This window comes from Paraburkholderia phosphatilytica (assembly GCF_003443895.1).
In the GTDB taxonomy this organism is placed as follows: Bacteria; Pseudomonadota; Gammaproteobacteria; order Burkholderiales; family Burkholderiaceae; genus Paraburkholderia; species Paraburkholderia phosphatilytica.
In genome coordinates this window covers 26,291-39,139 of the sequence record NZ_QQOA01000023.1, presented here as the reverse complement: position 1 = coordinate 39,139, position 12,849 = coordinate 26,291, and the positions used below count along the sequence as shown (strand labels likewise).

Sequence of the window (12,849 nt, the reverse complement as noted above, 5' to 3'; positions counted from 1 at the left end):
AAAGAAGACGCCGGCCAGACCGGCGCGCCACCGAGCACCGGCCGGCGGGGTCGCCGGTAAGATCCGGCCCGATCGGCTAAGATGCCAGTTGTCTGACTTTCATGCGCGGCGCCCCGGGTTCTCCCGAGGGCGCCCGCGACGCTTTCCCTCCTCAGGCAACAGGAACCCTCCATGACCACTTCGAGCTATACCGATACCCGACTTTTGATTAACGGCGAGTGGTGCGACGCCGAAAGCGGCAAGACTCTCGACGTCATCAATCCCGCCACCGGCAAGCCGATCGGCAAGGTCGCGCATGCCGGCATTGCGGATCTGGACCGCGCGCTCGCCGCGGCGCAACGCGGCTTCGAAACCTGGCGCAAGGTGCCGTCCAACGAGCGCGCCGCGACGATGCGCAAGGCCGCCGCGCTGCTGCGCGAGCGCGCCGACCACACCGCGCGCCTGATGACGATGGAGCAGGGCAAGCCGTTCGCGGAAGCGCGGATCGAAGTGCTGTCGGCGTGCGACATCATCGAGTGGTTCGCCGATGAAGGGCGCCGCGTGTACGGCCGCGTAGTGCCGCCGCGCAACATCAACGCGCAGCAACTCGTGCTGAAGGAGCCGATCGGTCCGGTCGCCGCGTTCACGCCGTGGAATTTCCCGATCAACCAGGTGGTGCGCAAGCTGAGCGCCGCGCTCGCATGCGGCTGCTCGTTCCTCGTGAAGGCGCCCGAAGAAACGCCGGCTTCACCGGCCGCGCTGCTGCAGGCCTTCGTCGACGCGGGCGTGCCCGCCGGCGTGATCGGCCTCGTGTACGGCAACCCCGCGGAAATCTCGAGCTACCTGATCGCGCATCCGGTCATCCGCAAGGTCACGTTTACCGGCTCGACGCCGGTCGGCAAGCAGCTTGCCGCGCTCGCGGGCCAGCACATGAAGCGGGCCACGATGGAGCTTGGCGGACACGCACCGGTGATCGTTGCCGAGGACGCGGACGTCGCGCTCGCGGTGAAGGCCGCCGGCGCCGCGAAGTTCCGCAACGCGGGCCAGGTCTGCATTTCGCCCACGCGCTTCCTCGTGCACAACAGCGTGCGTCAGGAGTTCGTGCAGGCGCTCGTCAAGCACGCTGAAAGCCTCAAGCTGGGCGACGGTCTCGCCGAAGGCACGACGATCGGACCGCTCGCGAACGCGCGCCGTCTGACGGCCATGGCGAAGGTGCTGGACGACGCGCGCTCGACCGGCGCGACGATCGCCACCGGCGGCGAACGGGTGGGCAGCGAAGGCAACTTTTTCGCGCCGACCGTGCTGACCGACGTGTCGCTCGAAGCGGACGTGTTCAACAACGAGCCGTTCGGTCCGGTCGCGGCGGTGCGCGGCTTCGACAACCTCGAAGAGGCGATCGCGGAAGCGAACCGCCTGCCGTACGGTCTCGCGGGCTATGCGTTCACGAAATCGTCCCGCAATGTCCATCTGCTGTCGCAGCATCTCGAAGTCGGCATGCTGTGGATCAACCAGCCCGCCACGCCGACGCCGGAAATGCCGTTCGGCGGCGTGAAGGATTCGGGCTACGGCTCCGAAGGCGGCCCGGAAGCGCTGGAAGCCTATCTCGTCACGAAGTCCGTGACGGTGATGAACGGCTGATCGTCACGTTATCGGCGGGTGCAGCTGGTCCGCACGTCGCAGCGAAGGCAAGCCCGAACGCCTCGTCACCCGTTGACGAGGCGTTTTCGTTTCCGCATCGGGAACAACGAATAGCCTGGATTTCATCGTTGCCAGAATCGCATCGTTCATCGCACGGATGTCCCTTCGCATCATCAATGTTGGAGTACTGATCAAATTCACCAGAAGCCATTGGCGCATCCACACGGCGTGCACTACGCTTGCTGACGGGACACAACGAAGCCGTCACGGTTCATGCTCAAACCCGTCAAATAAAGGGCGTTTCCGTTACGAATTGCGTTTTGCCCGCAGGTCGGGCCTCGTATCGAAGCGCTCGGTGTTAGGCTTCGCGCGCCCGACCAACCCGATGGAGTGTCCGCATGTCAGCGTCTCTTGAGCAGCCACTCGACGATGCGCTTGCCGCTTACGCAGCCGACCCTCAGAGCGCGGACCTGTTGCTGCGCATCTGCCGCACGTTGTGCGGTCTGCGGCGCGACGACGAATTGCTGCCCTGGGCCGAGCAGGGCCTGGCGCTCGATCCTCGCAATCCGTGGTTCGTGCACGATCGCGCGCGGGCGCTGCGTCTCGCGGGCCGTCACCACGACGCGGTCGCGACCTGGCTCGCGTATCGCGCGCTGCCGTGGAAGCCGCAGTTCTATCAGCTGAAGCTCGGCCGCGACCTGTACCTCGCGGGCGACGTCGAACGGGCCATTCCGTTGCTCGAAAGCGCGATGCGAACTGGCCATGCGGAGGGCGATCCCGTTGGCGCGCGCGCCGAAAACTGGCTGGCTGAGGCGCTGCTGAGCATCGGCCAGACCCAGGGCTTTCTGCACTGGCTGATCCGCAATACCGACGACAGCGGCAACTATCGCCCCGCAGACCTTCCAACCTGGTCGGGCGGGCAGGATGTGCGCGGCCGGCGCGTGCTCGTCACGCATCAGCTCGGCTTCGGCGACCAGTTCCTGCTGTTCGCGTGCATCGCGCACTGGCGTGCCGCGGGCGCGACGCTGATGATCACCTGCGACCGGCAGATTCATGCGCTCGTCGAAGCCTCGCTGCCCGATTGTGTCGTGGTCGCAGCGCCGCGGCCATTGCCCTACGGCGCGCCGCTGCCCGACGCGCTGCTGCCGGCGGTGCGTGCATTCGCGCCCGATCTGCACGCGTCGCTGCTGCATCTGCCGGTGCTGGCTGCCGCGCACGATCCGCTGCCGGAACGGTACTTTCCCGCGTGGTTGCGCGCGCCTGAAACCCAGCGCGACACGGCGTCCGGCTGGGCGGCCGCATTGCGCGCGCAGCATCCAGGCAAAGCGATCGTGGGCCTGTTCTGGGACTGCGGGCAGCGTCACGTCGGGCAGCTGGGCAGCGTGAACCGCTGCTGGGCCGCGCTGCGCAGCCTGCCGCTCGCCGAGGTCGACCGGCTCACGATGGACCCGCGCATTGCCGGCGCGGTCCACTTCGTCAATCTGCACCACCCGAGCGTCGAGGCGGAAGCCGGGCATCGGGCCGGCAACGTGAGCCGCTACGAGCCCGGCATCCAGACCTTTGCCGAGACCGCCGCGTGTATCGAGCAGCTGGATGCGGTGCTGAGCGTCGACTCCGGCATCGCGAACCTCGCCGCGATGATCGGCAGGCCGACCGCGGTCATGACGAACGCGACGGGCGAGTGGCGCTGGGGGCACGACGATCCGGTCTCGCCATGGATGCACGATGTCAGCGTGCTCAGGCAATCGGTGATGGGCGACTGGAGCACCGTGCGGGACGATGCGGTCGCATGGCTCGCGGAATTCGCGAAACGGGCCGGCCGTTGAGCGGCGGCGTGATCCGGAATGACGGAGTCGACCGGACGACGCCATCCCTTACACGGCATTACCATTCGCAGTTATGCGCATATTTAATATGGCAATCGCAACCGGTCGTGCGAGTCGCGGGCACTGAACCGTCTGCCGTCCGAACGGCTTTGCAAACGTTTGCCGCAGCGCGGCCTGGCGACGCCGCCGCTGTCATTTCTACCGTCAGGCGAAGTCCGTCGGAAGGCGGCGAAAGCGTTGCATTAAAAATTTACCAATTTAGGTTGGAAACCGACTTAACTAAACAAAATCCTGACGATATACTCGGCGCGCTAGGTATCCATCCGTCCGGCGCTGCGGCGCCACACGCAACCGGAAGGTGCCAGACGATCTCTCAGGTTCTGGACGGCCCTCGGAAAAGCCAGAACCCTTACGCCGGCGCAAGCCGGCGTTTTTTTTGCCTCCCCGCAAAATAAAAATGGCGAAGCGGTGAGGCTTCGCCATGTGTATCGAGCGCCGGGCGGTGGCCGTCAGTGAACGGCCACCCGACGTGCATCCTCAATGCGGATGCTCTTCGTGATGCTCCTCCTGCGGCTTGTGCTGCGCCGGTTGCGCATGCTGCTGCGGATGCGGTTGTTGCTGTGGATGCGGCTGCGGCTGCGGATGAGGTTGCGGACGCGCCGCCGCGTGCTGCTGGGGATGCTGCTCGCCGGCATGCTGTTGCGGCGCGTGCTGCCCGTTCGCTTCGGCGGGTGCGTGCGGCGCGGGCTGCGCTTCCCGCGGCGCCTCGCGGGGTGCTTCGTTCGCATGCGTGGCCGTATCGTTCTGCGAACGATTTTCTTCGGGCCGCGCGTTGGGTTGCGGCGCCGCACCCGGCTGACCGTGTTCCTGCCCGGCGTGCGCTGCCTCGCCGCCTTGCGGATGCGGTTCGCCGGTTGAGCCGTTTGCACCGTTGGCGCCGTTTTCATGAGCCTGCGGTTCGTGCGCCTGCGCCTGCTGTGCCTGTGGTGCTTCAGGATGCGCCGCGTTGTGCGCCTCCTGCGGCGCCGGCGCTTCTCCGCGCGGCGCCTCGGCCGCATTGCCGTGCCCGGCCTGCGCCTGAACCGGCTTCGCCTGCGCCCGGTTGATCACGTGGAAATTGCCGTACGTTCCCGCCGCGGCAGGCTTGCCAGCCGCCGGCGCGGCATGCGCGAAGTTCGCGGGCACGGCGGTACGCACGACGGGATCGCCCGCGCCCGCCACCCGTCCGCCGCTGCCGGCGAAGCGCTGCGCGAGCACGTCGTGATACGCGGCCGGCACGACCGGCGGACGGGTCGCCACCACCTGTCGCTGGGCCACCGCGACCGGGGCGCCGACGTTCGCCGCGCGCATGCCGCCGGCGAAGCTCTCGCGCACCGGCGCGACGGCCGGTGCGCCCGCACCGATCTGCGCATGCGCGATCTGCTGCGCGGTGATCGGCCGGGCAGCCTTCGCCACCGGCTCGCCGCGCACGAACGCATTGGCCGGCACCGCGGCGATCGCGCCCGGCGCATTCATGTTGATGTAAGTGTTGTGGACGTTCGTGACGTTGTTGATGATCGTCGTGCTGTGCACGTTCGTGATGGTCACGTTGTTCACGCGGCTGTAGTACGCAGGGCTCGCGTGATACGCCGGATGCCACGCTTCGCCCGGCCCGAGCGCGAACCACGCGACGCCCGCGCCCACCGCGCCGCCGATCGCGAGATCGATACCCCAGTGCGCGCCGCCGCCTCCGCCGCCGCCCACGAACGCGACGAGCGCCGGCGCATAGACCGGCGGCCGCGCGACGACGACCGGGCCCGGCACCCACGCCCACGCACGATCGACATACGCCCAGCGTCCGTAGTGGAACGGCGCGAAGCCCCACGGCGCATCGTCGACCCACGTCCAGCCCCACGGCGCGATCCACGCCCAGTGGCCTTCGTGGTATGGCGCCCAGCCGGCCGAGACCGCGACCGTGGGCACCCAGACTTCGCCGTAGGTCGGGTCGTTGCGCCACGTGCCGTTCGCATCGAGATCTTCGTAGCCGGGGATTTCGCGCGACACATAGCGCGCCGAGACCGAGTTGTCTTCCGCGCGGTCGCGACCCGCTACCCACTGATCGAACGCATCGAGCGCGGGTGCGCCGCCGCCGGCCTGCTGCTGCAGGTTCGTGCCTGTGAAGCGGATCTGCTGGTTCGCGCCCATCGCGTACGACACGCCGTCGCCATACAGCGTCGCGTTGCCGTCGCGCACGGTGACGGTGGTCGAGCTGCCGTCCGGCGCGACGTCGACGCGCACCAGACCCGGCCCGTTCGCGACGAGCGCGACGTTCGGCGTATCGATCTCGACGCTCTGGCCGCTCGCCAGTTCGCGGATGCGCGCCGACAGCGTGCCTTGCGTGACCTTGAGCTGCGTCGTGGTGTCGTCGAGATCGACGATGTCGACGGCGGTCTGCTGGTCGAGACGCAATGCCGTTGAGCCCGCATGCAGTTCGGCGCGCGCGTTCGCGTCGGCCCACAGCTGGTCGCCGGTCGTCAGCGGCCGGTTCAGCACGACGTACGACCAGTCGGTGGCGCCGGCCGGTTCCATCGTCACGGTGCCGGCGAAATAGTTCAGGCGCGCGACTCGTCCCGGCGGATCGCCGCCGGCCGTGGCGGGCGACGTGGGCGAGGGCACCTGGGCCACGACCGACAGCGGCACCAGCGCGAAGGCGAGTGCGGCCACGAGCGCCTTGACGCGTCCGTGCGTGGAAAAGGTTGTCATGATGGGCTCCCTGAGATGCGATTCGTTGATTGTTGGATGGCGCCGGTGACGGCGCGGCAAGGCGGTGCGAACCGGCTACCTGTTGCGCGATTCGTCGCGTCTCGAATGGCCTAACGTTCGCGTGAAAACACCGGATGACAGAAATGGCGTTAAACGACCCGGGAGTTTGCAACGAATTGTGAGTGATGGGAAGAATGGTTCAATCTTCTGCGCATGATCGTAAAAACGCTGGAATTACGATGCAAAAACAGATTGCGCGAAACTGGATGCAATATGTAAGCGATGGAAACGATTTGGTAAGGCGGCGCATCCGTTGCGGAAGGCGCACGCTACGCGGACTGCGAAACAGCGCCTGCGAGTGCCTCCGATAGCGGCTTTCGTTTGACCTTCTGTCGCGTTACTGGCGCGTCTGGACGACACGCCGGTCCGCTCTCAGGTACATTGACGCGCGTACCCACGCGTGCCCGCCCGTACCACCACGCGGCCACGCCGCCAGCACGACCCGACAACACCGATCACAGCGACCACACCAATCCGCACGATGAATCACAGCGCTCTTTCAGCTTCGCGCGCCCGCTGGCTGCCCTATATCGTGGCTGCCACCTTCTTCATGGAGTATCTCGACACGACCGTGATCGCGACGGCGCTGCCGCAGATGGCGCACTCGTTCGGCGTCGGGCCGAACAGCCTGAGCCTGGGCATGACGGCGTACATGCTCGCGCTTGCGATCTTCATCCCTGCGAGCGGCTGGGTGGCGGACCGCTGCGGTTCGCGCACCGTGTTCGCCAGCGCGATCGTGGCGTTCACCGCGGCTTCGGTGCTGTGCGGGCTGTCGCAGAACGTGCCCGAGTTCACCGCGGCGCGGCTGCTGCAGGGTATCGGCGGCGCGATGATGGTGCCGGTCGGGCGGCTGATCGTCGTGCGCAGCACCGACAAGAGCCGCCTGATGCAGGCGATCTCCACGATCACGTGGCCGGCGATCGTCGCGCCGGTGGTGGGGCCGCCGGTCGGCGGTTTCATCACGACTTACGCGAACTGGCGCTGGATCTTTCTGCTGAATGTGCCGTTCGGTCTCGCCGCGCTGGTCGCGGTCGCGATGCTGGTGCCGAACCTGCGCGATTCGGGCCGCCGGCCGCTCGATGTGGTGGGGCTGCTGCTGAGCGCCGCTTCGTTGACGGCGGTGCTGTACGGCGCCGAACTCGCGAGCCAGGTCGGACGCGACCCGTGGCAGGCCGCCGGCATTTTCGCGGCAGGCATCGCGTTAGGCGTGGTTGCGTTCTGGCATGCGAAGCGTCATTCGCATCCGCTGATCGACGTGTCGACGCTAAAGATTCCGACGTACTCGGTGACGATCGTGACGGGCTCGCTCACGCGCATCGGTATCGGCGCGGTGCCGTATCTGATGCCGCTGCTGTTCCAGATCGGCTTCGGCATGTCGGCGTTCCGCTCGGGCTTGCTGCTGCTGGCGAGCGCGCTGGGCAACCTCGGCATGAAGGCGCTTACCACGCGCATTCTGCGGCGCTTCGGCTTTCGCCGCGTGTCGATCGTCGACGTCGCGGTGGCGGGCGTGTTCATCGCGCTGTGCGGAATGTTGACGCCCGCGTCGCCGCTCGCATGGATTCTGGTCGTCGTGTTCATCTATGGCGTAGCGCGCTCGATGCAGTTCACGACCCTCGCCACGCTCGCCTACGCCGACGTGCCGCAGCCGCAGATGAGCGCCGCCAGCACGCTGTGGAGCGCGACGCAGCAGATGACGATCGGTCTGGGTATCGCGTTCGGCGCGGTGGCGTTGCGTGCGGCCGCGTCGCTGCATGGCGAGACCACCGGGCAGGTGTTCACGCTAGGCGATTTCCGGCTTGCGTTCGCATGCGCCGGCGTGTTGACGCTCGTGTCCGTGCTCGGCTACATGGGGCTCGCGCACGACGCGGGCGAGAGCGTAGGCGGCGGCTCACGCAGGCAGACGACGAGCTGACTCGCGTCAATACGCACGATGCGCGAACGCTGCGCCGCCCGTGAGCGGCGCATCGGGCGCATCGGGCGCAAGCTGCAGGATCCCGCTAGCGACGCCATCCGCCGCCGTGCCAGCCGCCGCCAATGCCGATGCCGACTCCGACGGTCGGCGCCGCGTAGTAGCCCGGACCGTAGCCATAACCGTAGTCCGGCGCATAGCCATATCCACCGTCGGCCGGCGCGACGACGCAGCCGGCGAGCGTAACCGCGAAGAGTGCGGCAAGAGTTGCTCTGATCATATCCGTTCTCCTCCTTCAATATTGATTTGGAACGCATGTTTCGTGCATCGTTTCGACCACGTTGTTACCGGCCGTAATCCACGTCACGCTGCATTACAAAAGGTCGAAAACGGGCAGGGATGTTGGAGTCCTTACTAAATCTTGCCGATTTGCGCGGCAGGAAAAACTTGCCGTACAAACGTTTGTTCGAACCGCGGCGAGCCTGTTCGCGAAATGCTTGTGCGGCTCGCCTGGCAAGCCATCTCATGCGTTGCGGGCATTTTTGCCGCATCGCGTTAACCCGTCTCAGGAATTTCCGCTTCGTGCCGTTAAAACACCTACAGACGGCAAACGCCTTCGAACATGGTGCAGGGCACCGAAGGCGACGTCAGTGATTCGTTCGACGGAGATTCGCGAGATGACTTATTCCAATCTGACCGAGCAACGCAGGGAAGAACTCCAGGCATGGGTTCAACTGTGGCTCGCCGAAGCAGCCACCGCCGGTTTCATCACCGCCCCTTATACCGCTGACGACGAGACGCTCCAGCATGCGCTCGAGCTGCACGATTTCGGCCTCGACCCGATCGACGCCGCGTTCAGCATCTTCGGACTGAAGCACTGAACCCCCATTTCTCCTCCGCGCGATGATTGATTCGCATGGATTTCGCCCGGCCTTCGCGCCGGGCTTTTTCTTTCTGGCGCGCGGTGTTCGTTAAAGCGCCGCGGACTCAGGTAGCCCGCGCCAGCCTCGCCTCGATCTCCCCGATCAACCCGCCGATCCATCCGCGCAGCGCCGCATCGGACATTGCCGAAGGCAGCGAGCGCGCGATCACCGCATACACGTCGTTGCGCCGTACCTTCGACGGTTGCGCCGGGTCGAGCCACTGCGCGTTGTCGACCAGCAGCCGCATCGTCCGCAGTCCGATCACGATCGGCCAGATGCACGCAAGCCGCAGCCTGAGCGAGAAGCGGGGAATGGCGAGCGTGTAGTCGAGCGCATCGCGGAACTGGCCGAGCGCGTGGCGCACCAGCTCGAACAGCACGGGTTGCGCGCGCCGCGACGCATCGGGTGCGAGCAGATCGTCCGGCTGTAACCCGTGACGTTCGAGCAGCGCGGACGGCAGATAGCAGCGGCCGATGCGCAGGTCCTTCGCGCAGTCGCGCAGCACGTTGGTCATCTGCAGCGCCTGACCGAAGCGGATGCCGCGCTCGCACATCGTCGCTTCCGGCGCCCTCAGCGTGCCCGGCAGATGCAGGCAGGTCATCCGCGTCCAGAACTCGCCGACGCAGCCCGCGACCAGATACGTATAGCGGTCGAGCTCAGCGATCTCGCGCAGCGCGACGCGTTCGCCCGACTGCTCGTCGGGGAACGTGCGCAGATCGAATTCCATGCCTTCGGTGAGCGTCGTCACGATGCCGCGCACGGCCGCGCGATCCGCGTCGTCGAGTTGGGCGAGCACGGCGAGCGCCGGGTCGAGCGATTCGAGCAGCGTCTTTTCGTCGGACTGCAGCTGGTGCGCGGCGACTTCGGCGGCGATCCGCTGCATCGGCGCGGTACTGGCGTTCGCGTTGCCGTTCACCTGCGCGCGCAACGCGAGCAGCAGTTCAAGCCGCTGCGACGGCGCGATCAGCGACGTATCGGCGATCGTATCGGCCGCGCGCGCGAGCAGATACGCGAGCCCGATCGGGTCGCGCATGCCGGCGGGCAGCACGCGCAGCGTCAGATAAAAGGAACGCGAGACACCTTTGAGCAGCGGGCCAAGCAGAAAGGCCCGGGACGCATTGGACATGGATGGGGCGAACGGAACGGGATTGGACGGAGAACGGCAGACCCGCATTGTAGCCGCGACACGGCGGTCCGCCGCGCGCAAGGCGTCACATGGCGCGCGACGCAACCGCTCAGAACAGCTGCGCCTGGCCGCTGACGAGCGTCGCGAAGTCGTCGCGCATCAGCGGCAGGATCGCATCGGCGACGGGTTGCAGCTGGCGCGTCACGTAGTGGTCGTAGTCAATGTTCGCGGAGCGCGTCTCCAGCGGCTCGGGGCCCGCCGCCGTCATCACGTAGCTGATCCAGCCGCCGTTCTGGTACTGCAGCGGACGACCTTTCGCGCGGTTGAATTCATCGGCGACGCGCGCCGCGCGCACGTGCGGCGGCACGTTGCGTTCGTAGTCGGTGAGCCGGCGGCGCAGCCGCTTGCGATAGACGAGCAGTTCGTCGAACTCGCCCGCGAGCGTGCGCCGCACGTAGTCGCGGATGTAGTCCTGATACGGTTCCGCGCGAAAGATGCGGCCGTAGAGCTCCTGCTGGAAGCGCTGCGCGAGAGGCGTCCAGTCGGTGCGCACAGTTTCGAGCCCCTTGTAGACGACGTCCTCGCGGCCATCCGGCAGCACGGTGAGACCGGCGTAGCGCTTCTTGCTGCCTTCCTCGGTGCCGCGCACGGTGGGCATGAAGAAGCGCCGGTAGTGCCGCTCGAACTGCAGTTCGAGCGCGCTCGTCAGCCCGAAGCGCTCGCGCAGATCGTCGCGCCACCACGCGTTGATCGACTCGACGAGCGTGCGGCCGATGCGCGCGGCGGCGTCCTCGTCGTGCGCATGCCGCAGCCACACGAAGGTCGAGTCGGTATCGCCGTAGATCACTTCGTAGCCGGCTGCTTCGATCCGCTCCCGGGTGCGGTGCATGATCTCGTGGCCGCGCATCGTGATCGACGACGCGAGGCGCGGATCGAAGAAGCGGCAGCCGGTGGAGCCGAGCACGCCGTAGAACGCGTTCATGATGATTTTCAGCGCCTGCGACAGCGGCTTGTTCTGCTCGCGCTTCGCCGCTTCGCGGCCTTCCCACACCTGCTCGACGATCGCCGGCAAACAGTGCTTCCCGCGCGAGAAACGCGCGCCGAGAAAGCCTGGCACCGAGTGCACGTCGTCCGGTTCGCGCAGTCCTTCGATCAGGCCGAGCGGATCGATCAGGAACGTGCGGATGATCGACGGATAGAGGCTCTTGTAGTCGAGCACGAGCACCGAGTCGTAAAGGCCCGGCCGCGAATCCATCACGAAGCCGCCGGGGCTCGCGGCGCCGGCGACGTCGCCGAGATTCGGCGCGACGTAACCCTGCCGGTGCATGCGCGGCATGTACAGATGCGTGAACGCGGCGACGGAGCCGCCGCTGCGGTCCGCGGCGAGCCCGGTGACGGTTGCGCGTTCGAGCAGGAAGCGCAGCAGGTCGGTCTTCTCGAACACGCGTGTGACGAGCTCGCAGTCCTTCAGGTTGTAGCGCGCGAGCGCCGGCTTGTCCTCGTCGAAGCGGCGCTGGATCTCGTCCATGCGCTGGTACGGGTTGTCGATCGCCTTGCCTTCGCCGAGCACCGCCTGCGCGACGTATTCGAGACTGAACGATGGAAAGCTCCACGTCGCCGAACGCAGCGCCTCGATGCCGTCGATGATCAGACGGCCGGCCGCGCCGGCGAAGAAATGGTTCGGCTTCATGCCGTGCTCGCGCCACTCCATCGGCGCGCCGCCGCGCCCCAGGCGCAGCGGAATGCCGAGCGCTTCCGCGTGCTGGCGCAGCACCCGCAGATCGAACTGCACGAGGTTCCAGCCGATGATCGCGTCCGGATCGTGGCGCGCGAGCCAGCCGTTCAGACGTTCGAGCAGCACGGCGCGCGAATCGCAGTATTCGAGGTCGAAATCGAGTTCGCCCGCTGCCGCATTTTCGGGGCCGAGCATGTAGACCTGGCGCTGTCCGCAGCCTTCGAGCGCGATCGAATACAGCTCACCGTGCGCGCTGGTTTCGATATCGAGCGACACGAGCTTCAGCGCCGGCCGGTAAGTCGCGTCGGGCTTCATCTCGGCGTTCAGCAGCGGGCCGCCTGCCGCGGGATTCGTGTCGCCGCCGAACTGCACGGGCGCGGTGATGAAACGCTCCATCATGTAGCGGTCGGGCGGAAAGATGTCGGCTTCGTAGACGTCGACGCCGCCGGCCTGCAGGCGCTTCTCCAGTGCGGTCAGCTGACGGTATTGCGCGCAATAGAGGCCGAGCACCGGGCGGCCGTGGAAATCGGTGAGGTCGAGCGGGCGTAACTGCACCTGGCGGGTCCGATCCTGCAGCTCGCGATCCAGGATCGTTTCGGCGCGCTCGCGCTGCTGCGCCGGAATGAACGCCACCGACGGCTGCGCGCGCAGGCGCAGATGGCGCGGACCGTCGTCGGTGGCCAGCCAGAATTCCACCTCGGTTCCGCCGGGCGTGTCGCGCCAGTGACGCGTCAGCAGGAAGCCGCGCTGCATGTGCGGCTGCGTTTCCGGCTGCGTGTGCCGCTCCATGTCCATCCGTACGTCCGTCAAACCTCACCTCGCTCGCTGCGCGTGCCGTTCGTTTTCGAACGATGCGCGCTTAAGCTGCGATTCTAGCGTTCGCGTGACGGGCGTGCCCGTGCGGCTTATGA

The 12,849-nt window shown here is 66.8% G+C and carries 8 protein-coding genes; 4 read left to right on the top strand and 4 right to left on the bottom strand.

Features of this window, described 5'->3' with window-relative positions; all coding sequences use genetic code 11:
- The first annotated feature begins 171 nt into the window (after nucleotides 1-171).
- Together DVS29_RS22790 and DVS29_RS22785 are read left to right on the top strand one after the other, a co-directional pair.
- On the top strand, nucleotides 172-1,617 hold the full coding sequence (locus tag DVS29_RS22790; protein ID WP_118182779.1) for an NAD-dependent succinate-semialdehyde dehydrogenase: 1,446 nt from the start codon (nucleotides 172-174) through the stop codon (nucleotides 1,615-1,617).
- A gap of 398 nt (nucleotides 1,618-2,015) precedes the next feature.
- Nucleotides 2,016-3,443: a glycosyltransferase family protein gene (locus DVS29_RS22785; RefSeq protein WP_118182778.1), complete on the top strand. Its 1,428-nt coding sequence runs from the start codon at nucleotides 2,016-2,018 to the stop codon at nucleotides 3,441-3,443.
- A gap of 537 nt (nucleotides 3,444-3,980) precedes the next feature.
- On the opposite strand, the gene DVS29_RS22780 is transcribed toward DVS29_RS22785, so the two are convergent.
- Entirely contained in the window at nucleotides 3,981-6,185 is a 2,205-nt protein-coding gene (locus DVS29_RS22780; RefSeq protein WP_118182777.1) for a DUF6600 domain-containing protein, read from the bottom strand.
- A gap of 541 nt (nucleotides 6,186-6,726) precedes the next feature.
- Between DVS29_RS22780 and DVS29_RS22775 the strand changes: the two genes are divergently transcribed.
- Nucleotides 6,727-8,157 carry an MFS transporter gene (locus tag DVS29_RS22775; protein ID WP_118182776.1) on the top strand — a complete coding sequence of 477 codons (1,431 nt, stop codon included), beginning with the start codon at nucleotides 6,727-6,729 and terminating at the stop codon, nucleotides 8,155-8,157.
- 85 nt (nucleotides 8,158-8,242) lie between these two features.
- On the opposite strand, the gene DVS29_RS22770 is transcribed toward DVS29_RS22775, so the two are convergent.
- Nucleotides 8,243-8,434: a hypothetical protein gene (locus DVS29_RS22770; RefSeq protein WP_118182775.1), complete on the bottom strand. Its 192-nt coding sequence runs from the start codon at nucleotides 8,432-8,434 to the stop codon at nucleotides 8,243-8,245.
- Between the two features lie 397 nt (nucleotides 8,435-8,831).
- On the opposite strand from DVS29_RS22770, the gene DVS29_RS22765 reads away from it, so the two are divergent.
- Nucleotides 8,832-9,035, top strand: a complete 204-nt coding sequence (locus DVS29_RS22765) for a hypothetical protein (RefSeq protein WP_124800685.1) — start codon at nucleotides 8,832-8,834, stop codon at nucleotides 9,033-9,035.
- Between the two features lie 106 nt (nucleotides 9,036-9,141).
- On the opposite strand, the gene DVS29_RS22760 is transcribed toward DVS29_RS22765, so the two are convergent.
- Together DVS29_RS22760 and DVS29_RS22755 are read right to left on the bottom strand one after the other, a co-directional pair.
- Entirely contained in the window at nucleotides 9,142-10,203 is a 1,062-nt protein-coding gene (locus DVS29_RS22760; RefSeq protein WP_118182773.1) for a phytoene/squalene synthase family protein, read from the bottom strand.
- 109 nt (nucleotides 10,204-10,312) lie between these two features.
- On the bottom strand, nucleotides 10,313-12,691 hold the full coding sequence (locus DVS29_RS22755; protein ID WP_118182848.1) for a DNA polymerase II: 2,379 nt from the start codon (nucleotides 12,689-12,691) through the stop codon (nucleotides 10,313-10,315).
- Nucleotides 12,692-12,849 lie beyond the last annotated feature (158 nt).